Genomic DNA, 23,493 nt, shown 5'->3' with positions numbered 1-23,493 from the left:
CAATCCCAAGAGCCGTTCGTATGTCCGGGCTACCCCCATCCACCGTCGAGCTTGAGTTCGCCAGGCAGCATGACCAGGAACATGCACAGGTCTGCTGTCGGCCGGCGCCTCGTCGGTTGCGCCTGGCGTTCTGGCGCGACGAACACATGGTGCGCAACGCCCTGAAGGTGGCGGGCGAACCCGGGTTGGTGCTGGATGTAGCCTGTGGCGCGGGGCGGTTCTGGCCGGTGCTGGCCGAGCACGCCAACCGGGTGATCCTGGCGGCGGACCCGTCGCCGGACATGCTCGAACATGCGCTCACCCACCATGGCGGCGCGTTGCTCCAACGGGTCAAGACGTTCCCGAGTTCGGCGTTCACCATCGGGCTGTCGGCCAACGCGGTGGATTGTATTTGTTGTCTGCAACTGTTTCGCCACGTCAGCGCCAGCGAGCATCGCCTGGCGCTGTTGCGCGAATTTCATCGGGTCAGTCGCGACACGGTGATCGTTTCGGTGCAAATCGAAGGACGCTTCAAGATCGGCCAGGCGCCGCAACGGAGCCTGGCCGATAAGGCCAATCTCGAAGCCGAGTTTCGCCAGGCCGGTTTTAACGTGCTCTGGTATCAGGATTTCCTGCCCGGTTTCGCGCTAACGCGTGTTTATGTATTGCGTAAGACCGGTTAAGTCCTGATGTAGGACTATTCTTGCTTTTTCGCAGGCGATTTCTCTTAGGCTGCTGCTCTATGGATGCTCGCAATCGCCGGCGGCGATATATACTGCGCGCCATTCTTCAAGGGAGAGCCGTGTGGCCATCGATATTCACTGGATTCGCGACAACGATAGCCTCGGTCAGTTTTGCGCCGAGTGGCAGCAGTTGCCATTCGTCGCCCTCGACACCGAATTCATGCGGGTCGACACTTTTTACCCGATTGCCGGTTTATTGCAGATCGGCGACGGCAAGCGCGCCTACCTGATCGACCCCTTGACCATCGACAATTGGCAACCCTTGGCCGCACTGCTGGAAAACCCGGCGGTACTCAAGGTGTTGCACGCCTGCAGCGAAGACCTTGAAGTGCTGCTGCGCCTGACCGGCAGCCTGCCTGCGCCGCTGTTCGATACTCAATTGGCCGCTGCCTACCTGAACCTGGGTTTCTCCATGGGCTATTCGCGGCTGGTGCAGGAAGTGCTGGGTATCGAGTTGCCCAAGGGCGAGACCCGTTCCGACTGGCTGCAACGGCCCCTGTCAGAGACGCAGATCAGCTACGCGGCAGAGGATGCCGTGCACCTGGCAGAAGTTTTCGTACTGCTGCGCCCGAAGCTTTCCGACGAAAAATACCGTTGGGTCCTGGAAGACGGCGCCGAACTGGTGGCCAACCTGCGTCGCGAAGTCGACCCGTACGAGGTCTACCGCGAGGCCAAGCTCGCCTGGAAACTGTCCCGCGCCCAATTGGCCGTGCTGCGCGAGCTGTGCGCCTGGCGCGAACGCGAGGCGCGGGCCCGTGACCTGCCGCGCAATCGCATCATTCGTGAGCATTCGCTGTGGCCCCTGGCCCGTACTCAGCCGGACAACCTCGGCGCGTTGGCGAAGATCGAAGACATGCACCCGCGCACCGTGCGCCAGGACGGCCAGTTTCTGCTGGACCTGATCCAGCGCGCCGCCAGCGTGCCGCCCGAGCAATGGCCGCCGGCCGTGGCCGAGCCCTTGCCCATCGAGGCCTCGGCCCTGGTCAAGCGTCTGCGGGCGCTGGGGCAGGCAGAAGCCGAGCGCCTGGAAATTGCCCCGGAGCTGATGCTGCGCAAGAAAACCCTCGAAGCGCTGATCAAGAGCGGCTTCCCCGAGGGCCCTTACCAATTGCCCGATTCGTTGCGTGGCTGGCGCCGCGAATTGATGGGCCAGGCGCTGCTCGACAGCCTGGCCACTGCCGGAGAACAGCCTTGAAACGTATCTGCTCCATCTACCGAAGCTCGAAGAAAAACGAGATGTACCTGTATGTGCTCAAGAGCGATGCCTTGGAGCGTGTACCTGAGCCGTTGATGGCCGCCTTTGGCAAGGCGATCCATGCCTTCGACCTGGTGCTTAGCCCTGAGCGGGCGCTGTCCCGGGAAGACATCAACAAAGTGCTGGAAAACCTCGACACCCAGGGCTATCACTTGCAGATGCCGCCGGCCGAAGACGAGTACATCGAGCATTTGCCCGAAGAGTTGCTGCGCCGCAACGACCCGGTCTGACGGTATTGGAGGCATCTGTCCTGGGTGCCTCCTTGAACACACTGGAATGGTTTATTGACGACGATCGCAGGGATGGAGCGACACTCTGTCGGCGATTGTCTGCACTGTTTTTGAAAGGTTTGATTCATGCGCGTTCTGATTGCCGAACACGACCACCCGGTGTACGCCCAGCTTTTGCGTCAGGCGGCACCCGATATTGAAGTCCTGACCAGCGGCGACTCCGCCGAACTGTCGCGACTGGCCACCGATTGCCCGGTCTGGCTCGGCCAGCCTGATCTGTTGGCCACCCTGTTGCGTCAGGGCCATAGACCCAGCTGGCTGCAATCGACCTGGGCAGGCATCACGCCGTTGCTGGCCGAGGGTTTGACGCGCAATTACCGCCTGACCCGTGCGGTGGGCATTTTCGGCCAGGTGATGGCCGAGTACGTGCTGACCTACATGCTCGGCCATGAGCGCGAGGTGCTGGCACGTCTGGTCAGCCAGGTCGAGCGCAAGTGGGACAACCGCCAGGGGCAAGGGCTGGCCGGGCGCAAGGTGTTGATCGTCGGGACAGGGGATATCGGCCAGCGTGTGGCGCAGTTCCTCGTGCCGTTCGGTGTGCAGCTGTATGGCGTTGCCCGCGAAGCCCGGGCGTTGGCGCCGTTCATCGAGGTCGGGGCGCTGAAGGATCTGCCACGTCTGGTGGGCGAGGCGGATTACGTGATCAATCTGCTGCCCAACACACCCGATACCCATGATGTGTACGACGCGGCGCTGTTCAAGCAATTCAAGCCGACCGGCTTGTTCATCAACGTCGGCCGTGGCGTCGCGGTGGTGGATGCGGACCTGGTGCAAGCCCTGAAGGAAGGGCACCTGGCCGGTGCGGTGATCGACGTCTGCCGCCAGGAGCCGCTGCCGCAGCGCCACCCCTTCTGGACCGCCTGGGGCCTGCTGTTGACTGGCCACAGCTCGGCACCGACCTCGCCGCCGATGATGGTGCAGTTGTTCCTGGAAAACCTGCGGGCCTACCAGGCGGGCGACGCGCTGCGCGGTGAAGTGGACTTCACCCGGGGCTACTGAAGCTAACCCCTATCAAACTGTGGGAGCGAGCTTGCTCGCGATAGCGGTGCATCAGTCGACATCAATGTTGGCTGACCTGACGCCATCGCGAGCAAGCTCGCTCCCACAGTGGTTATTTCAGTGATCACAAAACAGGGTTACAGGCTGAAATCGCCTTCTGCCACCAGTTCGCTCAACGGCCGGCGCGGGCTTGGGGTTTCGCGGGCCTGGAGGTATTCGGCCAGTGTCGATTTGTCCCCCAGCTTGCCAATCGCCACGGCGGCGTGCAGGGCGTAGCCTTCCGGGATCTTCAGTTCCTTGCGGGTCAACTCCTGGTCGAAACCGGCCATGCCGTGGGTATGCCAGCCGCTGAGGCTGGCTTGCAGCGCCAGGTGGCCCCAGGCCGCGCCCGTATCGAAGGTATGGGACTGCGCAGGGGTTTCTTCGGTGGCGCCGGGCACGGCGAAGGTGGTTTTCGAAACAATGATCACCAATGCCGAGGCGTGTTGGGCCCAGCCGCGGTTGAATTCATTGAGCAGGCCCAGGAAACGCTCCCAATTCGGCGTGTCGCGACGTGCATACAGGAAACGCCACGGCTGGGAGTTGTACGCCGACGGCGCCCAGCGTGCGGCCTCGAAGAAGCCCAGCAGGGTTTCTTCGGCAATGGTTTCGCCGGTAAAGGCGCGGGGCGACCAGCGCTCGATGAATTGAGGGTGAATCGCGTAATCGGCAATGCGGGGATTGGCACTCATGGGCTTACCTGGCTGGGGTTTGGAAACTCAATGACGCAACCTACGTCCCGCCGCCCGGCCTGACAAGCCCCGGCCTACCGACAGTCGCCAATGCTTGGCCTGAAGAGGCCCGGGCACTAGACTGTCGGCCTTTTCACCACCTGATGTTGATGCTTGAGCCATGGCCGCCAAAGTCGAACCGTTCTGGAAACGCAAAACCCTCGATCAGCTCGATCCGCAGGAGTGGGAATCGCTGTGCGATGGCTGTGGCCTGTGCTGCCTGCAAAAACTCGAAGACGAAGACGACAACAGCGTCTATTACACGCGCATCGCCTGCAAACTGCTGGACCTGAAAACCTGCCAGTGCACCGACTACCCCAACCGCCGCGACTTTGTCCCCGACTGCATCCAGCTCACGCCGGGCAAGGCCGATGAGTTCAAATGGCTGCCGCCGACCTGCGGTTATCGGCTGGTCAGCGAGGGCAAGGACTTGCCGTTGTGGCACCACCTGGTCTGCGGTGATCGCGATGCCGTGCACCACGAACGCATTTCCCAGTCCGGGCGTATGCTGGCCGAAGGCAGCGTGCCGGAAGACGATTGGGAAGATCATCTGATTTTCCGCGCCGGCTGAGCCGTCGGGTGGCGCGCCCCAGGGAGAACCCATGGCTGCAGGATTGAAACGGATGCTGGCCGCCGGGCTGCTGGCGATGTGCGGGCCGCTGTGGGCGGCGCAGAAAGTCGATCTGGATTATCACGTGCACCTGTTGCCCCAGAGCGATCAGGCCGAAGTACGCCTGACACTGGCCCGGGGAGCGGCGGTGCGCAGCCTGGATTTTGACCTCGGCGACGGCAGTCGCTACAGCGATTTCAAGGCCGACGGCCAGTGGCAACTCACCCCCGGCAAAGAGGCGCGAGGTGTCTGGCGGCCGGCAGCCGACAAGGCCAGCCTGAGCTACCGCGTGCGCATCAGCCATGCGCGCAAGAACGCCACCTTCGAAACCCGCATGACCCCGACGTGGGCGTTACTGCGCGGCGACGACCTGGTCCCGTCGGCCAAGCTCGACCAGCAGGACGGCGTCGAACTGGTAGCCCGTCTTGAAGTTGAATTGCCCAATGGCTGGAAAAGCATCGAGACGCCCTGGCCGCGCATCGGCAAGCAACGTTTTCGCATCGACAACTCCTCGCGCCTGTTCGACCGCCCCACGGGCTGGATGCTCGCCGGCAAACTGGGCAGCCGCCGCACCCGCCTGGGCGAAACGGAGGTGACGGTGGCCTCGCCCCAAGGCCAGGGCATGCGCCGGATGGATGTGCTGACGCTGCTGACATTCGTCTGGCCGCAGGTACAAGCGCTGGTGCCGCGCCATCCGGCCAAGTTGCTGATTGTCGGTGCCGGTGATCCGTTGTGGCGTGGCGCCCAGGCCGGTCACGACTCGATCTACCTGCACAGCCGTCCGCCGCTGGTCAGCGAGCGGGGCAGTAGCCCGTTGTTGCGGGAGTTGGTGCAGGCGCTGGCTCGGGTCAATGATCATGATCGCAGCGACTGGATCAGCGAGGGGCTGACCGAGTACTACGCCATCGAACTGCTGCGCCGCGCCGGTGGCCTGAGTGATGAGCGCTATCAGACCCTCAATGACCGGCTCGCCCGCGACAGCAAGGGCGTCACCACCTTGCGCGGCGAACAGATCAGCCCCGGGGCAGTGGCCAAGGCGGTGTTGCTATTGCAGGAACTGGACCGCGAGATTCGCCTGAAAACCCGTAACAAGCGTTCGCTGGATGATGTGTTGCAGGGGGCGATGCGGCTGGAGACAGTGGATACCAAGGAGTTCGTTCAGCTCAGTGAAAGTGTCCTGGATGGGAGCTCTACTGTGCTGGATACCAAGTTAATTCAGTAATACCGCTATCGCGGGCAAGCCTTGCTCCCACAGGATTGAGTCGTACCAAATATCTCATCCGGCGAAGATCCAGTGTGGGAGCAAGGCTTGCCCGCGATGAGGCCATCAGCCTCACCACAAAAAATCAGAGCCCAACCTTCGGCGAATCCAGCGAATCATTCCCCGTCACCGTAGCCGTACCAGTCGCCGCCTCGGCATTGGCCTTCAGGCGACTCAGCTCATCACCGGCCTGTTCGATGCGAGCGCGGGCGTTGCTGAGGTTCTGCCGGTTCTTTTCCAACAAGGCCTTGGCCGAGCAATGCCCGGTGATCCCCCGCGCCAGCGCCATGCCGCCGATCGCCAGTTGAGCCAGGCCGAGCACACCGCCACGGCGCAAGCCCTTGCCCATCATCAGCACACCGCCAGCCAGTGAGCCAATGCGTTCCCAGCCATGCACGTTTTGTGGCGGATGGGATTGGAAAGGGGTGGTCTCAATCGGCTCGAACGGATTGTTATCGCTCATGATCTGTCTCCAGTGTGGGAATTGGTATAAAACTGACTGCCCGAGCGATTGCCTTGTTCAATCGAATGTTGCACCGATCAGCGGAATTGCGGCCCCGAACGGGTGTTGTTGCCTTTGGCCATGCGGTCATACAGCACGACGTTGACGGTGGCGGCCAGGTTCATGCAGCCGGTGGTGGGGATGTACACCACGTCTTCGCACCAGTCGCGAATGTCCTTGTCCAGCGAACCGTCTTCCGGGCCGAAGATATACAGCGCCCGGTCCGGGTGAGTGTATTCGGGCAGTGGGCGAGCGCCCTCCACCAGTTCCACGGCCACTGGCACACAGCCCAGGGGCAGGATTTTCTTCAGGTCGTCGATACCGATCAGCGGGATGTCGTAGTGGACTTTCTTGGTGTCGGTGACGAAGTCGGCGGCACGCTCATAGCGCTTGCCGGTGTAGAACACCGACGCCACGCCGTAGCAGCCGGCGGCACGCATGACCGAACCGACGTTTTCCGGTGACTTGGGGTTGAACAGACCGATGCAGCTATAGCGTTTGTTGGCCACGGGCGGGGTGCCTTTGGGGAAAAGGCGCGATTATACGGGGAATGGGGCTGCGTGTTCAGTTTGTGAGTGGGGGCTGATGGTCGGTTACCCATTCACGAACCTGACCAATCGGTAACGTCCCCGCCAGCGTCGTGAAAGGCACCAGTCGTTATGGTTTGCCTGACAAATGACTGCCGGAGTTCCTCATGAAGACCCTTGATGCCTTGCTCGCCGTTTCGATCCTGTCTCTTTCTTCCCTTGCCTTGGCGGAAGGCGGAGGTGACCGGGTTTATGGCCAGATGATCCAGAACAATCAACTGGCCATGGCGCGATACGCCGCCGAAAACGGCAAAGCCGTCGCCGAAATCGTTCATTACGAATACGGCATGAACCTCGATGTAAAAAAAGTGGTGAGCATTACGCCGGCCAATAAAGGCTGTGGTGTCGGACCGTCGCGCATGACTTACGAAGACTCGAGCGGCAAGCTCAATACTGTGGAATATAGGCTCCTGGGTGATAACTGTCCGAATGGCGGCTGATTACCGTCTCGTTTGTTCTCCTTTGGTTTTGAGACGGTCAGGCGCCCTGGTGGCGCCTGTTTTTGGCGCGGATTATTGTGCTGGCGTGTTACGCAACCTCAAGGCATTGAACACCACCGACGCCGAACTCACGCTCATGGCGATCGCGGCAACCATGGGCGAGAGCAAGTGACCGGTCAGGGGATACAGCAGGCCGGCAGCCAACGGAATACCCATCGAGTTGTAGAGGAAGGCAAAACCGAGGTTCTGGCGCATGTTTCTAACGGTTGCCACCGAAAGGGTGCGGGCCCGCAAGATCCCCATCAAATCGCCTTTTACCAAGGTCAGTTGGGCGCTGTTCATCGCCACGTCCGTACCTGTCCCCATGGCAATGCCTACGTTCGCCCGAGCCAGGGCGGGAGCATCGTTTATTCCGTCACCCGCCATCGCGACCTGGCGGCCATCGCGCTGCAGGTCCGCCACCAGACGCTCCTTGTCCTCGGGTTTGACTTCGCCGTGGACCTCTTCAATGCCCATCTCCCTGGCCACGGCGCGTGCAGTGGTGAGGCCGTCGCCGGTGGCCATGATGATTTTTATGTCGTGAGCCTTGAGCCGGCTGACCGCTTCTCTGGAGGTCGGCTTGATCGGGTCCGAGACAGCCAGCAACCCGGCCAGTACACCGTCGACTGCTATGTAGATAATGCTGATGCCTTGCGCGCGTAGCTGCTCGGCCTGTTGTTGCAGTGGGCTGACGCTGATGCTGGCGGCGTTCATCAGGGCGGTATTGCCCAAGTGGACCTGCTTGCCATCCACCTGGCCACTGACACCGATGCCGCTGCCGGACTCAAATGAAGCCGGCTTGATCAATTCAAGATGCTCGGCTCGTGCGTGATCGACGATGGCGTGGGCCAGGGGATGCTCGCTGCCCTGGTCGAGGCTGGCGGCCAACAGCAGCACCTGGCGGTCGTCGAAGCCCTGGGTGGCTTTCACGCTGTGAAAGGCCGGGCGCCCTTCGGTCAGGGTGCCGGTCTTATCGACGATCAGCGTGTCGATCCTGCACAAGTTCTCGATGGCGCTGGCGTCCCGGAAAAGCACGCCCAGGCTGGCAGCCTTGCCGGTGGACACCATGATCGACATGGGGGTTGCGAGCCCCAGCGCACAGGGGCAGGCGATGATCAGCACGGCGACGGCATTGATCAGCCCGAAGACCCAGCCGGGTTCGGGACCTAACAGCCCCCAGCCGAAAAAGGTCAGTACGGCGATGGCAATCACGCCCATGACGAAATAGCCAGCGATCACGTCGGCCATGCGCTGCATAGGAGCTTTCGAGCGCTGGGCCCGGGCGACCATCTGGACAATTTGCGCCAGGACGGTCTCGGCGCCGACCTTCTGCGCCGTCATCACCAAGCTGCCGTGGGTGTTGATCGTGGCGCCGATCAGGCTGTCCCCGGCGCGTTTGATCACCGGAACCGGCTCGCCAGTGAGCATCGACTCGTCAACGGCACTTTCACCTTCGAGCACCGCACCGTCGACCGGGACCTTTTCACCGGGCCTGATCCGCAGGCGGTCACCCTGATGGACGTGGGTCAGGGGGATGTCCTGTTCCTGGCCGTCGGCATTGATCCGGCGCGCGGTTTTGGGGGATAGCCCCAGCAGCGACTTGATGGCGGCCGACGTCTGCGAGCGTGCCTTGAGCTCCAGCATCTGCCCCAGCAAGGTAAGAGAGATGATCACCGCGGCGGCTTCAAAGTAGACGCCGATCCGCCCCTCCTGCATGAACGTGGCGGGAAAAGCTCCGGGCCAAAACGTGGCTGCGACACTGTAGAGATAGGCCGCCGCGGTGCCCAGGCCAATCAGGGTCCACATGTTCGGGCTACGCTGGCGAACAGAGGCCACTGCCCGCACAAAGAACGGCCAGCCTGCCCACAGGACCACGGGTGTCGCCAGGAAAAACTCGACGAAATTTTGTGTTGCACCGTGAAACAGCGACAAGGCGTGCCCCGCCATGGCGAGCACGGTGACGATGACCGTCAACGGCAGGGACCACCAGAAGCGGCGGGTGAAGTCCTTGAGTTCTGGATTGTCCTCTTCTTCCAGCGCGGGCATCACCGGCTCCAGCGTCATGCCGCACTTGGGGCAGATGCCGGGGCTGGGTTGGCGTATTTCCGGGTGCATGGGACAGGTGTATTCAGTCGCCATGTCGCCGCTGGGCGCTGAAGCACTGTGGTGAACGTGCACTGGAGTGTCGGGCATGGCTAGGAACCTTCCTGATCCCTGCGGTTGACGGGTGGTTCGCCATGTCGTCCATGACCGCCATGGCCGTGTCCGTGTCCGAAGATATGCATCAAGGGACATATCAGGAGAATCAGGTACGGCCAATTCGCCGCGATGTGGCTGAAGTGTTCTCGCGCCAGATAGAAGAGGCCAATGGCCAACAACATGATCAAGACAATGCCGGTCTTGCCCCGCCAGAATGACGTTGCGCCAGTCGGGGGTTGATGAGTGTTCATGGTGTCGCTCCTTCAGGCCGGGCGAGCCACCGCCACCGATAACCCCAGCATAGGCAGGGAGGGCTTTGGCAGATTGATATTCATCAACCTTGGCTTACTTCACCTGCAAATGAGGGAAGTAGCGGGCATGCTAAAGGTGCGAAGCTGTCAGCGACCTGACGGGGGCATTGCAGATTTGTCAGCGAGGCCATGAAAGCGGCCCAGGCAGCCGCTCCACAGTCGAGTGAGGGGACTGGATCTGTGGAGCAACACTTTGCAGCGCAAGATAAACCGGTTCGCCACAACGGCCAGTTACTCGTCCTTCTTCATCAACCCGGCCAGTGCGGCGAAGGGGTTGTGGGTCGCCTTGGCGATTTTCGGGGTGCTCAGGGAGCCGTCGCCGAAATATTGCTGGTCGGTGTAGCGCGAGTGTTCGTTGTCGTGGCAGTACAGGCACAGCAGTTCCCAGTTGGAACCGTCCTGCGGGTTGTTGTCGTGGTTGTGGTCGCGGTGGTGAACGGTCAGTTCGCTCAGGCGCTTGCCGGAAAACTCACGGGCGCAGCGGCCACAGACATGGGGGTACATTTTCAGGGCTTTGTCGCGGTAGCCCATCTCCCGGTCGCGCTGGGCATCGGCGAGGATGCGGTCCAGCTTGGCGGTGTTGGACGGGGGCGTTGACGAACTCATGGGTTCACCTTTGTAGACAAGACGGATGACGGTTGGACAGAGTTTAGCTCAGCCCTTGAGCTTCTCGGCAATCCAGATGGTGTGGCGGGTGCCTTTGTTGCCATGGGCGAACACTTGCACCTCTTCGGCCTTGAAGCCGGCCTTCTTCAGCTTGTCGGAAAACTGCCGGTCAGCGCTGGCCGACCAGACCGCCAGCACGCCCTTGGGCCGCAGGGCCTTGGCGCAGGCGGCCAGGCCTCCCGCCGAATACAGCCAACTGTTGGCTTTCTGGGTCAGGCCTTCCGGGCCGTTGTCGACATCGAGCATGATCGCGTCGAAACCCTGGGGTTCGGCTTGCAGCACCTTGGCCACGTCTTCCATGCGGATCACCGTGCGCGGGTCCGACAGCGGCCGCCCGGCTTTTTCACCCAGTGGGCCACGGTTCCACTCCACCACGCCGGGCACCAGTTCGGCCACCACCACTTCGGCGGTCTTGCCCAGGTGCTTGAGGGCCGAGGCGAGGGTGAACCCCATGCCGAGGCCGCCGATCAGCACGCGCGAGCCAGGACGACCGGCGACCTTGCGGCAGGGGATCTCTGCCAGGGCGTCTTCGGAACCGTGCATGCGGGTGTTCATCAACTGCCCGCCGTCGCCGCCCTGGATCTTGATGACGAAGTCTTCGCCGTACTCGAACAGGCACAGGGCACCGCCGTTATCAGGGATGGGTGTGGTGTCGAGCAGAACGAAACGTTTCATGGAAATCTCGTAGGAGGGCAAACCGCGCGGTAACGACTAGCCTTAAAGCAGACAATAGCCACGGAGCCATTGATGAAGTGCATCATTCTAACGGCCATTGCCCTGGCGGCGCTCTCAATTAGTTGCGCCCAGGCTCAACAACCGACGATTCCGGTCAACCCGCCCAGCATCCCCGGGTCGCCTGGCACCGCCACTCCCATGCCCTATCCGCCGGTGACGCCCAACGGTGTGCCCAAGGCTGGCCCCGGAGGCGGCGGGCCGCCCTTGCTGCCACCCATCGAAATGCCCAAGCCGCCCAAGGACCAGCCGATACCGGGCATGGAGCCCAAGCCGGTGAAGGCCAAGTCGCCGGGGGGGTAGACCTGAAGCCCGTCGGTGAAACAACTGAATGGTAAAAACCTGTGAGTTCGGGCATTGAGGTGGACTCTGTGGGAGCAAAGCTTGCTCGCGATGACGTCGACATATGCAACACCGCTATCGCGAGCAAGCTTTGCTCCCACAGGCTCCCCACAGGTTCTGTGTTTCAACTGACAGAGGGAGGTCAGACCTGCTGCGACAACAACTGCCCATCAGCCATGCGCAGGCGCTTGGACAGGGAGACGGCGAGGGCGCGGATGATCTTGGCGGCGATCTTGGGGGCGTCGTTGAGCATTTTTTCCAGGGAGTCCTTGCCCAGGTTCAGCAACTGGCAATCGCTGGCGGCGATGCAACTGGCCGAGCGCCGTTCGCCGTCGAGCACGGCCATTTCGCCGAATGCCCGGCCGCTGCGCAGCGTGGCGATGGTCACGGGCTGGCCGTCGGGGCCGGTTTTCTGCACGGCCACCTGGCCGGTGTGAATGATGCACATGAAGCTGCCGGCATCGCCCTCGCGGAAAATCGCTTCACCCGCGGCGATGGCGCTGATGCTGAAATAGCCCGACGCCGCGGCGAAGTCGACAGGCAGCAACTGGTCGAACAGACCGCAGTCCATCAACCAGTCGCGGATTTCTTTGTTCAGTAAGGTCGGTTCTGACATGTTGGCACGGTCTTTTTCTTGTGTTTGTTGCAGGTTCAGTTTGGCCCGGGTGTAAGCAGACCTCTGGGACAGACTCTTGTGGGAGCAAGGCTTGCCCGCGATGGCATCAGCTTGATCTGACAGACAGAACTGAGTCGCCTGTATCGCGGGCAAGCCTTGCTCCCACAAAGTCTTGCTCCTACATTGGACTGGGGTTTATCTGGGCCCGGCGCATGGAGCTAAGACCCGGCCATCCCACAGAGTTCCTCAGGCCACCCTCAAAACCTTCAAGACAAATGCATATTCGAGCGCTACGTCACGCAATCCCTGGTAGCGCCCACTCATTCCGCCATGGCCTGCGCCCAGTTCGGTCTTGAGCAGCAGGGGGTTGTCGTCGGTTTTGGTGGCACGCAATTTTGCCACCCACTTGGCCGCTTCCCAGTACTGCACACGGCTGTCGTTGTAACCGGCGATCACCAGCAGCGCCGGGTAGGCCTGGGCGCTGACGTTTTCGTACGGGGCGTAGGCCCGGATCCGATCAAAAACGTCCGGCTCCTCCGGATTGCCCCATTCGTCGTATTCGGTGACGGTCAGCGGCAAGTCCGGGTCGAGCATGGTGTTGAGCACGTCGACGAACGGCACCTCGGCAATCGCAACCTTGAACAGCTCCGGGCGTTGATTGAGCACCGCACCGATCAGCAGGCCACCGGCGCTGCCGCCGCTGATTGCCAGTTGCTCGGCGGTGGTGAAACCGTTGCTGATCAAATGTTCGGCGCAGGCGATGAAGTCGCTGAACGTGTTGTGCTTGTGTTCCTGCTTGCCGGCGCGATACCAGGCTTCCCCCAACTCGCCGCCGCCGCGCACATGGGCGATGGCAAATGCTACGCCGCGGTCAAGCAGGCTCAGCCGCGAATGGGAAAACCACGGGTCGAGGCTTTCGCCATAGGCACCGTAGCCGTACAGGTACAACGGTACCGGCCGGCCGAGGGCTTCGCGCTTGACCACCAGGCTGATGGGCACCTGGGTACCGTCCGGCGCCGTCGCCCAAAGCCGCTGGCTGACGTAGGCATCGGCGTCGAACGGGCCCAGTACCGGGGTTTGCTTGAGCACTATCTGTGCGCCGCTGGCCAGGTCCAACTGACGGATCTGCGCCGGACGGTTCAGGGCCTCGTAGCGCAGGCGGATGCGGTCGCTGACGAACTCCAGGCTGTTCTGCACATGCAGGCTATAGGCTGCATCCGGCAGTTGCACTCGATAGGCCGGCAAGCCTTGCGGGTGAACCTCGATGATCGGCAGGCCGCCTTCGCGCAGGCTCAAGGTCATGGCTCCGGCGTTCAGGCTCAGGCCGTCGATCATCACCGTGTCGCTGTGGGGGATCAGGTTCTGCCAGTCGGCCTCGGTCGGCGCCACACCCGTGTCGGCGGCCTGGTACAGGGCGAAGTTGATCCCGTCGCGGTTGCTGCGGATCAACCAGGTCCATTGGCCATCGAGCAGGCCGTGGTCGACGTCGTATTCATGGTTTTCCACGCGGGGCGCCAGGCAGGTAAAGGGGCGCTGCGGTTGCGCGGCGTCCAGTACCCAGACTTCACTGGTGGTCTTGCTGCCCAGGGACAGGATTAACTGCTTTTCCGAGCTTGAACGGTAGCAGTGCAGGAAGAAACGCCCGTCCGGCTCATGGAACACTTCCTCGGCGGCAGTGCCGTCCAGGCGATAGCGCCAGAGTTTGTGGGGGCGGTGGGTGTCGTCCAACTCGCCGAAAAACAGCGTCAGGCTGTCATTGGCCCAGGTCATGCTGCCGTCGCAATCGGCGAAGGACAGTTCGCTGACCTTGTCGTTGGACAATTCCTTCACGAACAGCGTGTAGATCTCGTCGCCCGTGGTGTCCAGGCTGTAGGCCAGGCGCTGGTGGTCGGGGCTGATGCTGAAAGCGCCCAGGGAAAAGAAGCCGCCGCCAGCCAGCACGTTCGGGTCCAGCAGCAGTTGTTCGCGGCTTTCATCCACGCTCAGGCTGTCATCGGCCGGACGCGGGCAGCGGTAGTGGCGCGGGTATTCGTCACCGGCTGTGGTACGGGTGTAATACAGGTACGGGCCCCAGGGCGAGGGCAGCGACAGGTCGGTCTCGAGGATCCGGCCCTTGATCTCCTGGAACAGGGTTTCGCGCAGTTCGGCCTGGTCGGCGAGTTGCGCTTCCTGATAGCTGTTTTCCGCCTTGAGGTAGTCGAGCACGGCGTCGGTGTCGCGTTCCTGCAGCCAGGCGTATGGGTCAACACCGGGGTCCCTGCGGGCAATCGGGGCGTTGGAAACGTGGGCAGATAGGGACATGAAAGGCTCTCGAACGTTGTACGAAAAGGGACACATGGCCCGGACAGAATCAACCACGCGGGCCATTCGCCAGACGCCGGGGCAGCCTGACGAGCGAAAAGCCGTTACTATAAGCGTCTCTGTGCGACACGCGTAGCGTGTCTTCAAGACTTCAAGGTGTACGGTCATCTTGAAGGGTTTCCAAAACGAAACCGAAAGCTTGGGTACCCAACCCCAAGAAACAAAACCTCCCAATAAGTCCAATGCCCTCAAGGACTTACCGCTGCGGCGGGGGCAGCCAAAGGTCGACTAGCGCTCGGAAGTTCGACCACAGAACAGGCTTCACTGGTTCTGGAGCGCTCGTTAAATCATCGGTTCTTTTCAGAACCCTACCCATGCGGGAGAGAGTCCCCGCAGGGGGTTTCTCCTGCTTCTGAAACAGGAGGAAATAATTCTTTGGGCATGCTGCCAGTCAGTTCCTGCCCCCCTCGATCTGAAGACGCGAGCGAAAGCTCTGTCTGTCATTGTCCATCTAGCTTGTCCCCAAGCTAGCAGCGGACTCGTTGTGCGACCAACGATAGCCTAGGAGAACATGCGTCATCGGCAACGGTGAGGTGTGAAGCTTTTCTAACAACGTAGCCCCCAAATGGGTCTGCAATTGCCGCGAGGTGATGCAGGGATGCTCGGAGCAGTACCGGGTTGAGGCGCCAGGCTGGTTGGCATGGGCAACATATGTGAACTGCTGATAAACGTCGTAATTATAAACAAGCCGAAACTGCTAACAGGCTTGAGCCAAAAGGCACGTGATCGGATACCTCTGTAGAGGCTGGAGGTACGTCGTCATTAAGGTCACCGGCGAAAAGGCAGGTCCTAAACCAACCGTGTGACAGACAGGGAACGTGGTAAGCCCGTACGGCTGCCTTCGGGCAGGTGAACCGCAAGGGGAGCTGTTGGCTGTGCGGGTATGGGATCGCAGAGAAAGCGAACGCCGAGCTGTAATGGTTCGGATAGAGGTTGAAACATAACCTCACGGGAAACCGGGCAGACTTCTGCGTGGTCTTTCGTCGCATGAACTCTGATTGAGCCTGTCTCAATAATCTTAGAAACCTGTGGTTGAGGTTTCCTATTAATCCAGCCCTGACGGGAGCGTCCATTCCCGTCAGGGGATGCGTACGTCTTCAGCTCAGGTACGTTGAGAGGAAGGCAGCATGAAAGTACATAGCCATACGGCCGTGTCTGCGCCTTCCGGCGTTCCGCAGCAATGGCACGACATCGACTGGTGTCGTGTTCAGCGGAATGTCCGGGCGATGCAGATACGGATTGCGAAGGCTTGTCGGGAAGGTAATTGGCGCAGGGTGAAAGCCTTGCAACGGATGCTGACCCGCTCTCGTTCGGCCAGATACTTGGCCACACGGCGAGTCACTGAAAACCAGGGCAAACGCACGGCGGGAGTCGACCGCGTGCTCTGGGATACACCCGATGCCAAATGGAAAGCGGCAAACGGGTTGAAGCGCCACGGATACAAGCCACGGCCTCTAAGGCGTGTCTTCATTCCGAAGTCAAACGGGACGGAGCGCCCACTGGGCATCCCGACCATGACTGACAGGGCTATGCAGGCGTTATATCTGCTGGCCTTGGCGCCCATTGCGGAAACCACCGGCGATCCAAACAGCTACGGCTTTCGGATCGAGCGTTCCACGGCGGATGCGATGGGGCAGCTATTCGTCTGCTTATCCAAGAAGGTCTCGGCCCAATGGGTATTGGAGGCGGATATTAAAGGCTGCTTCGACCACATCAATCATGACTGGCTGATCGCCCATGTCCCCACAGACAAAGAGATCCTTCAGAAATGGTTGAAGGCTGGTGTGATTCATAAAGGCCAGCTACAGGCAACGGATGCCGGTACGCCACAGGGCGGGATTATCTCGCCTACCTTGGCAAACATGGTGCTGGATGGACTGGAGTCACAGCTCAAGCAACATTTGGGCGTAACGAAGGCCAAGAAGCTGAAAATCAATGTGGTGCGATATGCGGATGACTTTGTGATTACCGGCAGCTCCAAAGAGATGCTCGAAAACGAGATCAGACCTTGGGTTGAGCAGTTCCTCGCAGTGCGAGGACTGCAGCTGTCACTCGAGAAAACTCGCGTCGTTCACATTGACGAGGGCTTTGATTTCCTGGGTTGGAATTTCCGCAAATACGGCGGGAAGCTCCTTATCAAGCCGAGCAAGAAGAATGTGAAAGCGTTCTACCGCAAGGTAAAAGAGGTCATCAGCACCAGCAAGACGGCGAGGCAGCAGGATCTGATCCGACAGTTGAATCCGTTATTGCGTGGTTGGGCGTTGTATCACCAGCCAGTGGTTGCCAAGAAGGCGTATAGCCGGATGGACAACTCCATTTTCCATGCTCTTTGGCGTTGGGCGAAACGGCGACACCCTAATAAGTCGCTGGAGTGGGTTCGGAGGAATTATTTCCAGACACACGAAGGCAGGAATTGGGTATTCGCCACCACGGTGTTGAAGGACGATGGGACGAAAACATTAGCCTCAATGTACTCGATAGCAGGTACTCCGATTGAGAGGCATCGGAAGGTAAGCGGGGAATACAATCCCTTTGATCCTTCCATGGAAGAAATGGGCGAGAAGCTACGAATGGAACGGATGCTCAAAAAGCTGAAGTACCGGAAGCAGATTGTCAGGCTATTCCAAGGTCAGCAAGGCCTGTGCCCGCTGTGTAAACAGCCAATAACCAAAGTCAGTGGATGGCATGACCATCACATAATCCAGCGCTCCCACGGCGGTGGAGACACCTTGGATAACCGAGTACTATTGCACCCAGTTTGTCATCAACAGCTTCACAGCCGTGGATTGACAGTGAACAAGCCGGCTCCGCGAGGGGCTTTCTAAAGACTTGAGCCGTATGCGTTGAAAGGCGCACGTACGGTTCTTAGGGGGAGGCAAGCCAGAAATGGCTTGTCTCTACCCGACTTGCCTGCCTTGCCATGGACACCATGACCGAGAATGACTATCTGATCGCCTGGGGCCTCTACGCCTTTGCCGCCCTGGGCTGCCTGCTGGTGTGGATGCGCATGACCCGCTGGATGTGGCGCTGGTTGCGCGAACCGCTGCGGTTGCTGATGGCGGTGCTGCTGTTTTGCCCGACCATCGTTGATCCGGTGAAGGACAGGGTCGCCCCGGCCTTGGCCATTGTTGCCCTGGACGTGCTGTTCAAAGTCGGCAACAACGTCTGGCGGGCGGCCTCCGATCTGCTCATGTACGGCATGATCGCCTTCGGCCTCTACTTCATTTTGGTGCTGATCCGCTTCCCTATCGAGCGGGCCGCCAACGCTCGCAAGGAACGGGCCGCCGCCGCAAAAGCCGCCGCCGCGGCCGATGAGCCGGAGGACGAGCCACCGTTTGGCGTGGCCGGTGATGACCGTTACGGTCGCCCGCCCGTGCCGAGCAACCCCCAGCGTTCGCGTATCGAACCGCGCCTGTAACCGGGCCTGCCCCTTGAAGCGAGAGTTCGAGCATGTGTGAGTTATTGGGCATGAGCGCCAATGTGCCGACCGACATCGTGTTCAGCTTCACCGGGCTGATGCAGCGCGGCGGCAAGACCGGGCCGCACCGGGACGGCTGGGGCATCGCCTTCTATGAGGGCCGTGGCCTGCGCCTGTTCCAGGACCCGGCCGCCAGCAGCGAATCGGAAGTGGCGAACCTGGTGCAGCGCTATCCGATCAAGAGCGAAGTGGTGATCGGACATATTCGCCAGGCCAACGTCGGCAAGGTCTGCCTGTCCAACACGCACCCGTTCGTGCGTGAGTTGTGGGGCCGCAACTGGTGTTTTGCCCACAACGGCCAGCTCGCCGATTTCCAGCCGGGCGTGAGCTTCTACCGCCCGGTGGGCGATACCGACAGCGAAGCGGCTTTCTGCGATCTGCTCAACCGCGTGCGCCAGGCCTTCCCCGAACCGGTGGAGGTGGAACAATTGCTCCCGTCGCTGATCGAGGCCTGCGCCGAATACCGTAGCAAAGGCGTGTTCAACTGCTTGCTCAGCGATGGCGACTGGCTGTTCTGCTATTGCTCGACCAAACTGGCCCAGATCACCCGTCGCGCGCCGTTCGGCCCGGCGCGGCTCAAGGATGTGGATGTGATTGTCGATTTCCAGGCTGAAACCACGCCCAACGACGTGGTCACGGTGATCGCCACCGAACCGTTGACCGAAAACGAAACCTGGACCCGCTACGAACCTGGTCAATGGAGCCTGTGGCGACGCGGTGAATGCGTCAGCCACGGCCGGACCGAATAAGGACGTCACGTTATGTTGCTCAGTTATCTACGGCTGGTGTTGTTCGCGGTGGGCCTGTTGGTTGGGGTCCAGGTGCCGGGCTTCATCAATGATTACGCCAAGCGGGTCGAGGCGCACCTGATCGAGGCGCAGACCGGCCTGCAAGGGTTCCAGGGCACCGCCAACCAGTTCTTCAAGGGCGACATGCAAGCCCTGGTGGCCCATTACCGCGCCAGCGAAGACCCGATCTTTCGCAGCGACGCCGACAGCCTGAACACCTTGCTCGTGCGCCAGCAGGCCCTGGACAAGCAATTCCAGGCGATGCAAGGCCCGTGGTACATCCGCATGCTGCAAGTGGCACTGGCCGCCGATCCGGACATCCGCAAGGAAACCTGGAATGGCTACAGCTACCAGATCCTGTTGACCCCCGAGGCCATGATCTGGGGCATCAGCGGTGCGTTGTTGCTGTCGTTCGGCCTGGAATGCCTGTTCCGCCTGATCGACTGGGTGGTGCTGGGCGGCAAGCGCCTGCGCCAGGGCCGGCCGATTGAAGAGCGCGACCTGCGCGGGCTGTAGCGCCGCAGCGAGCCTCTGTGGCGAGGGGATAAATCCCCTCGCCACAACTGTGTTCATTCAGTTCCGGCAATGTCGTTTCTTTATCTCTGTTCCCCCAATCAAGTTTTTCTTATGACCCAGCCAAGGTTTTATTCGTTGGACGGGATCGGCCGCGCGCTCAAGAATCGACGCATCGGTCTCCACGTCAGCGTCGTCGAGACTTACAACAATAAAACTGCGGAGAACCACCATGAGTGCACCCGACACGCTCGGCGTCCCCCAACCCCAGGCCCGTTCCGGCCCATTTGACTGGTATCGCAACATCAACCAGCAGGAACGTCGCACCTTCTGGAGCTGCAAGATCGGCTACGCCCTGGACGGCATGGACACGCAGATGCTCAGTTTCGTGGTGCCGACCCTGATCGCGATGTGGGGTATCACCACTGGCCAGGCAGGCCTGATCCACACCAGTACCTTGATCGCTTCGGCCATTGGCGGCTGGGTGGCGGGCATTCTCTCGGACCGCATCGGTCGGGTGCGCACCCTGCAACTGACGGTGCTGTGGTTCGCCTTCTTCACCTTCCTGTGCGGCTTTGCCCAGAATTACGAACAACTGTTGATCTCCCGCACACTGATGGGCTTTGGCTTCGGCGGCGAATGGACTGCTGGCGCGGTGTTGATGGGCGAGGTGATCCGCGCCAAGGACCGCGGCAAGGCGGTGGGCATGGTGCAGTCGGGGTGGGCCCTGGGCTGGGGCATGACAGCGATCCTGTATGCGCTGCTGTTCTCGGTATTACCGCCGGAAGACGCCTGGCGCGCCTTGTTTATCCTGGGTATTGTCCCGGCGATATTCGTGATATTCGTCCGGCGCCTGGTCAAGGACCCGGAAGTCTATAGCCAGGCCAAGGCCCGGCAAACGCCGAGCAATCCGGCGAAGTTCTACGAGATCTTCGCCCCCGGCATCCTCTTCACCACCTTTCGTGCCTCGTTGCTGACCACCGGTGCCTTGGGCGGTTACTACGCCATCACCTCCTGGTTGCCAACGTTCCTCAAGAATGAGCGTGGCTTGAGCGTGTTGAGCACCGGTGGCTACCTGGCGATGGTGATCGTCGGTTCCTACGTCGGTTACGTCGTCAGCGCGTACCTGTCGGACATCCTGGGTCGGAAAAAGAACTTCGTCCTGTATGCCGTCGGCTCTTTCACCATCGTGCTGCTGTATACCCAACTGCACGTGAGCAATAACGTGATGCTCTGGCTGGGCTTTCCCCTGGGGTTCTTCGCTTCGGGTATGTTCAGCGGCATGGGCTCGTTCCTCACCGAGCTGTTCCCTACGCGCATCCGTGGTTCGGGGCAGGGTTTCTGCTACAACATTGGCCGGGCGGTGGCAGCATTGTTCCCGCTGTTGATTGGCCTGCTGAGCCAGAAAGTGCCGCTGAGCGTGGGTATCGGAGCGTTCGCCGCAGTGTCCTATGGCGTGGTGATCCTCGCGGCGTTGAGCCTGCCGGAAACCCAAGGCAAGCAGTTGGAAGCCGAGTAACTGATAACTTGTGGGGCCTGGGCTTCATGGCTTGGCCCCATGATCAAAAGAAAGAACCTACAGGAGCGTTCACCGTGAGCCGCCTGCTATTGAACTGCGACATTGGCGAAAGCTTCGGCAGCTGGACCATGGGTCTGGACGCCGAGGTGATGCCCTTCATCGATTGCGCCAACATCGCCTGCGGCTTTCATGCCGGCGACCCGAGCATCATGCGCAAGACCGTCAGCCTGGCCCTGAGCCACGGCGTACGAATCGGCGCGCACCCGGCTTATCAGGACCTGGCTGGCTTCGGCCGGCGTTCCATGGCCTACGGTGCCCAGGAATTGCAGGACTTGCTGCACTACCAGATCGGCGCCCTCGACGGCATCTGCCGGGCGCAAGGCGGGCGGGTCAGCTACGTCAAGCCCCACGGCGCGATGTACAACGACATGATGGCCAATCCGGCGCAACTGCGCGCGGTGATCCAGGCCGTCGCGGCCTATGATCGGCAACTGCCGCTGATGCTCATGGCGACCCGGGACAACAGCGCCGCCCAGGCCCTGGGCGACGAGTACGGCCTGACCTTGTGGTTCGAAGCCTTTGCCGACCGCGCCTATGACAGTGCCGGTCGCCTGGTTTCGCGGCAAGCGCCGGGTGCGGTGCACCACGATCCCGAGGTGATTATCGGGCAGGCCCTGACCATCGCCCGCGGCGATGCGTTGACCGCCAGTGACGGCAGCGCCTTGAACCTTATGGCCAACACCTTGTGCGTACACGGCGACAACGCCAGCTCCGTGGCGGCCGTGCAACGCATCCGCGAAGCCCTGGACCGGCAGAGTGCGCCATGAGACCACGCTTGGAAGTGGTGGCAGTGGACTGCTTGATGGTGCGCCTGTTCGATGAGATCGCCGAGGCCAACATGCCCTGGATGCTCGCCGCCAGCGAGCGTTTGCGAGCGGTGTTTGCCGAGCATCTGATTGACCTGGTGCCGTCCTATACCACGTTGATGGTGCACTACGATTTGCTCGCCCTGAACCCGGTGCAGGCTCGTGAATTGATCGACGAGGCGTTGAATAACCTTTCACCGGATGCCCGGTCCGCCGGCCAATGCCACGTGCTGCCGGTGTGGTACGACCTCCGTGTCGGGCCGGAGCTGGAGCTGCTGGCGAGCCGCAGCGGGTTGACGGTCGCCCAGGTGATCCGCCGCCACAGCGAACGCGAGTACCAGGTGTTTGCCCTGGGCTTCGCTCCCGGCTTTGCCTTCATGGGGCTGGTGGACGAGGAACTGGCCGCACCGCGCCTCGACACGCCGCGCAAGCGCGTGGCAGCGGGCAGCGTTGGTATCGCCGAGCGCCAGACCGCGGCGTACCCGGTGGTATCGCCCGGTGGCTGGAACCTGATCGGTCGCACCCCGACCAAACTGTTTGATCGCGAGCGCGATGGCTACAGCCTGATGCAGCCGGGAGACACGGTGCGTTTTGCTCCCGTGGACCATGCCGAATTCATCGCGCTGGGTGGCGACGATACACCGTTGGAGGCCCAGGCATGAGCCGGTTGTTGATCGAGGCCAGCACCCCGCTGTGCCTGTTGCAGGACGCCGGCCGTTTCGGCGTGAGGCATCTGGGCGTGACCCAGGGTGGCGCGGCGGACTGGTTGTCGATGGCCTGGGCCAACTGGATGCTCGGCAATGCCCTGGGGGCCGCGGTGGTGGAGATTACCCTCGGCGGTTTCACCGTGATGGCCGAAGAGGATTGCGTGCTGGCGCTGGCCGGGGCGGACCTGGGCGCACGGATAGACGGCCAGGGGGTGGCGTCGTGGCGCTTCTTCAGCTTGCGCAAAGGTCAGGTGCTGGCGCTCACCCAGCCCGTGCTCGGTGCCCGGGCCTACCTGGCAGCTCCGGGCGGTTTCAATGCGCCTGCGGTGCTGGGCAGTCGGGCGACGGTGGTGCGTGAGGAACTCGGTGGCCTGGATGGGCGAGGGCGGGCGCTGAGTCGCGGCGAGCACCTGAGCTATTCAGGCGCGGTGACGCCTCGGCCCATGCCGCACACACGGATTCCGGACTTCCAGCAAGCGCAGCCGCTGGACTTGATCCTGGGAGCACAGAACGGTGCGTTCAGCGGGCAGAGTCTGTTCGACGCGTTCAACACCCCATGGACGCTGGACAGTCGCGCCGACCGCATGGGCATGCGCTTGCTGGGCACGGCGTTGGAGTATCAGGGGTCGGCGATGATTTCCGAGGGCATCCCGCTCGGTGCCGTGCAGGTGCCGCCGGATGGCCAGCCGATTGTGCTGCTCAACGACCGGCAAACCATTGGTGGTTATCCACGCCTGGGCGCCTTGACCCCGTTGGCCCTGGCCCGGCTGGCGCAATGCCTGCCGGGGGCGCAGGTGCGGTTGCGGCCGGTGGTGCAGGAGGTGGCGCATCGGCATCAGGTTGAGTGCCTGCACGTTTTTCTCGACTGCTAAAAGCATCGCGAGCAGGCTCGCTCCCACACTGGATCTTCGTCATACACA

At 61.5% G+C, this 23,493-nt stretch carries 25 protein-coding genes; 16 read left to right on the top strand and 9 right to left on the bottom strand.

The genetic code is table 11. The features are described 5' to 3' along the window. Nucleotides 1-20 precede the first annotated feature (20 nt). The 4 genes from AB4O09_RS23350 (at nucleotide 21) to AB4O09_RS23335 (ending at nucleotide 3,266) form a co-directional block, all read left to right on the top strand. Entirely contained in the window at nucleotides 21-662 is a 642-nt protein-coding gene (locus AB4O09_RS23350; protein ID WP_003198849.1) for a class I SAM-dependent methyltransferase, read from the top strand. Between the two features lie 121 nt (nucleotides 663-783). Next, nucleotides 784-1,917 carry a ribonuclease D gene (gene rnd / locus AB4O09_RS23345; protein ID WP_003198851.1) on the top strand — a complete coding sequence of 378 codons (1,134 nt, stop codon included), beginning with the start codon at nucleotides 784-786 and terminating at the stop codon, nucleotides 1,915-1,917. Beyond that, nucleotides 1,914-2,207, top strand: coding sequence for a YcgL domain-containing protein (locus tag AB4O09_RS23340; protein WP_003198853.1), 294 nt, complete (start codon nucleotides 1,914-1,916; stop codon nucleotides 2,205-2,207). The genes rnd and AB4O09_RS23340 overlap by 4 nt, the downstream gene beginning before the upstream one ends. 126 nt (nucleotides 2,208-2,333) lie before the next feature. After that, nucleotides 2,334-3,266, top strand: coding sequence for a D-2-hydroxyacid dehydrogenase (locus tag AB4O09_RS23335; protein WP_003198855.1), 933 nt, complete (start codon nucleotides 2,334-2,336; stop codon nucleotides 3,264-3,266). A gap of 137 nt (nucleotides 3,267-3,403) precedes the next feature. On the opposite strand, the gene AB4O09_RS23330 is transcribed toward AB4O09_RS23335, so the two are convergent. After that, nucleotides 3,404-3,997 carry a nitroreductase family protein gene (locus tag AB4O09_RS23330; protein WP_003198856.1) on the bottom strand — a complete coding sequence of 198 codons (594 nt, stop codon included), beginning with the start codon at nucleotides 3,995-3,997 and terminating at the stop codon, nucleotides 3,404-3,406. A gap of 160 nt (nucleotides 3,998-4,157) precedes the next feature. Between AB4O09_RS23330 and AB4O09_RS23325 the strand changes: the two genes are divergently transcribed. Both AB4O09_RS23325 and AB4O09_RS23320 read left to right on the top strand, forming a co-directional pair. Further along, nucleotides 4,158-4,607 carry a YcgN family cysteine cluster protein gene (locus AB4O09_RS23325; protein WP_003198858.1) on the top strand — a complete coding sequence of 150 codons (450 nt, stop codon included), beginning with the start codon at nucleotides 4,158-4,160 and terminating at the stop codon, nucleotides 4,605-4,607. Nucleotides 4,608-4,638: 31 nt separating this feature from the next. Then, nucleotides 4,639-5,868, top strand: coding sequence for a hypothetical protein (locus AB4O09_RS23320; protein ID WP_003198859.1), 1,230 nt, complete (start codon nucleotides 4,639-4,641; stop codon nucleotides 5,866-5,868). A gap of 124 nt (nucleotides 5,869-5,992) precedes the next feature. On the opposite strand, the gene AB4O09_RS23315 is transcribed toward AB4O09_RS23320, so the two are convergent. Next, complete coding sequence (locus AB4O09_RS23315) at nucleotides 5,993-6,370, bottom strand: YgaP family membrane protein (protein WP_003198860.1); 378 nt, start codon at nucleotides 6,368-6,370, stop codon at nucleotides 5,993-5,995. Nucleotides 6,371-6,447: 77 nt separating this feature from the next. Further along, on the bottom strand, nucleotides 6,448-6,918 hold the full coding sequence (locus AB4O09_RS23310; protein ID WP_003198862.1) for an RNA methyltransferase: 471 nt from the start codon (nucleotides 6,916-6,918) through the stop codon (nucleotides 6,448-6,450). A 185-nt stretch (nucleotides 6,919-7,103) separates the two neighbouring features. Between AB4O09_RS23310 and AB4O09_RS23305 the strand changes: the two genes are divergently transcribed. Then, complete coding sequence (locus AB4O09_RS23305; RefSeq protein WP_003198864.1) at nucleotides 7,104-7,436, top strand: DUF2790 domain-containing protein; 333 nt, start codon at nucleotides 7,104-7,106, stop codon at nucleotides 7,434-7,436. 72 nt (nucleotides 7,437-7,508) lie between these two features. Here the strand turns inward: AB4O09_RS23305 and AB4O09_RS23300 are convergent, their stop codons facing one another. The 4 genes from AB4O09_RS23300 to AB4O09_RS23285 all read right to left on the bottom strand — a co-directional run bounded on the left by AB4O09_RS23300 (nucleotide 7,509) and on the right by AB4O09_RS23285 (nucleotide 11,326). After that, nucleotides 7,509-9,668 carry a copper-transporting P-type ATPase gene (locus tag AB4O09_RS23300; protein ID WP_080684691.1) on the bottom strand — a complete coding sequence of 720 codons (2,160 nt, stop codon included), beginning with the start codon at nucleotides 9,666-9,668 and terminating at the stop codon, nucleotides 7,509-7,511. Between the two features lie 2 nt (nucleotides 9,669-9,670). Further along, nucleotides 9,671-9,925, bottom strand: a complete 255-nt coding sequence (locus AB4O09_RS23295; protein WP_028236984.1) for a DUF2933 domain-containing protein — start codon at nucleotides 9,923-9,925, stop codon at nucleotides 9,671-9,673. Nucleotides 9,926-10,216: 291 nt separating this feature from the next. Further along, nucleotides 10,217-10,591 carry a YajD family HNH nuclease gene (locus AB4O09_RS23290; protein WP_003184246.1) on the bottom strand — a complete coding sequence of 125 codons (375 nt, stop codon included), beginning with the start codon at nucleotides 10,589-10,591 and terminating at the stop codon, nucleotides 10,217-10,219. Nucleotides 10,592-10,639: 48 nt separating this feature from the next. Then, a complete protein-coding gene (locus AB4O09_RS23285; protein ID WP_003184244.1) occupies nucleotides 10,640-11,326 on the bottom strand; it encodes a spermidine synthase in 687 nt (228 codons plus the stop codon). 72 nt (nucleotides 11,327-11,398) lie between these two features. Here AB4O09_RS23285 and AB4O09_RS23280 point away from each other — a divergent pair, with 72 nt between their 5' ends. Next, nucleotides 11,399-11,686: a hypothetical protein gene (locus AB4O09_RS23280; protein ID WP_003198868.1), complete on the top strand. Its 288-nt coding sequence runs from the start codon at nucleotides 11,399-11,401 to the stop codon at nucleotides 11,684-11,686. A gap of 181 nt (nucleotides 11,687-11,867) precedes the next feature. Here the strand turns inward: AB4O09_RS23280 and AB4O09_RS23275 are convergent, their stop codons facing one another. Continuing rightward, on the bottom strand, nucleotides 11,868-12,341 hold the full coding sequence (locus AB4O09_RS23275; RefSeq protein ID WP_003198869.1) for a cyclic nucleotide-binding domain-containing protein: 474 nt from the start codon (nucleotides 12,339-12,341) through the stop codon (nucleotides 11,868-11,870). Nucleotides 12,342-12,587: 246 nt separating this feature from the next. Next, on the bottom strand, nucleotides 12,588-14,642 hold the full coding sequence (locus AB4O09_RS23270) for a S9 family peptidase (protein ID WP_460107552.1): 2,055 nt from the start codon (nucleotides 14,640-14,642) through the stop codon (nucleotides 12,588-12,590). Nucleotides 14,643-15,829: 1,187 nt separating this feature from the next. Between AB4O09_RS23270 and ltrA the strand changes: the two genes are divergently transcribed. From ltrA to AB4O09_RS23230, 8 genes are all read left to right on the top strand, one after another. Further along, on the top strand, nucleotides 15,830-17,527 hold the full coding sequence (gene ltrA / locus AB4O09_RS23265; RefSeq protein ID WP_028236985.1) for a group II intron reverse transcriptase/maturase: 1,698 nt from the start codon (nucleotides 15,830-15,832) through the stop codon (nucleotides 17,525-17,527). Between the two features lie 95 nt (nucleotides 17,528-17,622). Further along, complete coding sequence (locus tag AB4O09_RS23260; RefSeq protein ID WP_003198873.1) at nucleotides 17,623-18,120, top strand: hypothetical protein; 498 nt, start codon at nucleotides 17,623-17,625, stop codon at nucleotides 18,118-18,120. Between the two features lie 32 nt (nucleotides 18,121-18,152). Continuing rightward, nucleotides 18,153-18,929, top strand: coding sequence for a class II glutamine amidotransferase (locus AB4O09_RS23255; protein WP_003198875.1), 777 nt, complete (start codon nucleotides 18,153-18,155; stop codon nucleotides 18,927-18,929). A 12-nt stretch (nucleotides 18,930-18,941) separates the two neighbouring features. After that, on the top strand, nucleotides 18,942-19,484 hold the full coding sequence (locus tag AB4O09_RS23250; RefSeq protein WP_003198877.1) for a DUF2937 family protein: 543 nt from the start codon (nucleotides 18,942-18,944) through the stop codon (nucleotides 19,482-19,484). Between the two features lie 229 nt (nucleotides 19,485-19,713). Next, nucleotides 19,714-21,000, top strand: coding sequence for an MFS transporter (locus AB4O09_RS23245; protein WP_003198880.1), 1,287 nt, complete (start codon nucleotides 19,714-19,716; stop codon nucleotides 20,998-21,000). Between the two features lie 74 nt (nucleotides 21,001-21,074). After that, the gene (locus tag AB4O09_RS23240) at nucleotides 21,075-21,827 is read left to right on the top strand and encodes a 5-oxoprolinase subunit PxpA (protein WP_028236987.1); all 753 of its coding nucleotides are present in this window, start codon (nucleotides 21,075-21,077) and stop codon (nucleotides 21,825-21,827) included. Continuing rightward, entirely contained in the window at nucleotides 21,824-22,528 is a 705-nt protein-coding gene (gene pxpB, locus AB4O09_RS23235; RefSeq protein WP_003198883.1) for a 5-oxoprolinase subunit PxpB, read from the top strand. The genes AB4O09_RS23240 and pxpB overlap by 4 nt, the downstream gene beginning before the upstream one ends. Then, nucleotides 22,525-23,445: a 5-oxoprolinase subunit C family protein gene (locus tag AB4O09_RS23230; protein ID WP_053162039.1), complete on the top strand. Its 921-nt coding sequence runs from the start codon at nucleotides 22,525-22,527 to the stop codon at nucleotides 23,443-23,445. Before pxpB ends, AB4O09_RS23230 begins: the two co-directional genes overlap by 4 nt. Nucleotides 23,446-23,493: the final 48 nt, after the last annotated feature.

The sequence above is a fragment of the Pseudomonas sp. H1_F01 genome, assembly GCF_054681425.1.
Note: the sequence above shows the minus strand (reverse complement) of the source record. Positions and strands in the feature narration are given on the sequence as shown.

Excerpts from the sequence above, each read along its gene's own strand:
- AB4O09_RS23350 (WP_003198849.1), top strand. The coding sequence starts at position 21 with ATGTCCGGGCTACCCCCATCCACCGTCGAGCTTGAGTTCGCCAGGCAG.
- AB4O09_RS23335 (WP_003198855.1), top strand. The coding sequence starts at position 2,334 with ATGCGCGTTCTGATTGCCGAACACGACCACCCGGTGTACGCCCAGCTT.
- AB4O09_RS23330 (WP_003198856.1), bottom strand. The coding sequence starts at position 3,997 with ATGAGTGCCAATCCCCGCATTGCCGATTACGCGATTCACCCTCAATTC.
- AB4O09_RS23325 (WP_003198858.1), top strand. The coding sequence starts at position 4,158 with ATGGCCGCCAAAGTCGAACCGTTCTGGAAACGCAAAACCCTCGATCAG.
- AB4O09_RS23320 (WP_003198859.1), top strand. The coding sequence starts at position 4,639 with ATGGCTGCAGGATTGAAACGGATGCTGGCCGCCGGGCTGCTGGCGATG.
- AB4O09_RS23315 (WP_003198860.1), bottom strand. The coding sequence starts at position 6,370 with ATGAGCGATAACAATCCGTTCGAGCCGATTGAGACCACCCCTTTCCAA.
- AB4O09_RS23305 (WP_003198864.1), top strand. The coding sequence starts at position 7,104 with ATGAAGACCCTTGATGCCTTGCTCGCCGTTTCGATCCTGTCTCTTTCT.
- AB4O09_RS23300 (WP_080684691.1), bottom strand. The coding sequence starts at position 9,668 with ATGCCCGACACTCCAGTGCACGTTCACCACAGTGCTTCAGCGCCCAGC.
- AB4O09_RS23295 (WP_028236984.1), bottom strand. The coding sequence starts at position 9,925 with ATGAACACTCATCAACCCCCGACTGGCGCAACGTCATTCTGGCGGGGC.
- AB4O09_RS23290 (WP_003184246.1), bottom strand. The coding sequence starts at position 10,591 with ATGAGTTCGTCAACGCCCCCGTCCAACACCGCCAAGCTGGACCGCATC.
- AB4O09_RS23285 (WP_003184244.1), bottom strand. The coding sequence starts at position 11,326 with ATGAAACGTTTCGTTCTGCTCGACACCACACCCATCCCTGATAACGGC.
- AB4O09_RS23280 (WP_003198868.1), top strand. The coding sequence starts at position 11,399 with ATGAAGTGCATCATTCTAACGGCCATTGCCCTGGCGGCGCTCTCAATT.
- AB4O09_RS23275 (WP_003198869.1), bottom strand. The coding sequence starts at position 12,341 with ATGTCAGAACCGACCTTACTGAACAAAGAAATCCGCGACTGGTTGATG.
- AB4O09_RS23270 (WP_460107552.1), bottom strand. The coding sequence starts at position 14,642 with ATGTCCCTATCTGCCCACGTTTCCAACGCCCCGATTGCCCGCAGGGAC.
- ltrA (WP_028236985.1), top strand. The coding sequence starts at position 15,830 with ATGAAAGTACATAGCCATACGGCCGTGTCTGCGCCTTCCGGCGTTCCG.
- AB4O09_RS23260 (WP_003198873.1), top strand. The coding sequence starts at position 17,623 with ATGGACACCATGACCGAGAATGACTATCTGATCGCCTGGGGCCTCTAC.
- AB4O09_RS23255 (WP_003198875.1), top strand. The coding sequence starts at position 18,153 with ATGTGTGAGTTATTGGGCATGAGCGCCAATGTGCCGACCGACATCGTG.
- AB4O09_RS23250 (WP_003198877.1), top strand. The coding sequence starts at position 18,942 with ATGTTGCTCAGTTATCTACGGCTGGTGTTGTTCGCGGTGGGCCTGTTG.
- AB4O09_RS23245 (WP_003198880.1), top strand. The coding sequence starts at position 19,714 with ATGAGTGCACCCGACACGCTCGGCGTCCCCCAACCCCAGGCCCGTTCC.
- pxpB (WP_003198883.1), top strand. The coding sequence starts at position 21,824 with ATGAGACCACGCTTGGAAGTGGTGGCAGTGGACTGCTTGATGGTGCGC.
- AB4O09_RS23230 (WP_053162039.1), top strand. The coding sequence starts at position 22,525 with ATGAGCCGGTTGTTGATCGAGGCCAGCACCCCGCTGTGCCTGTTGCAG.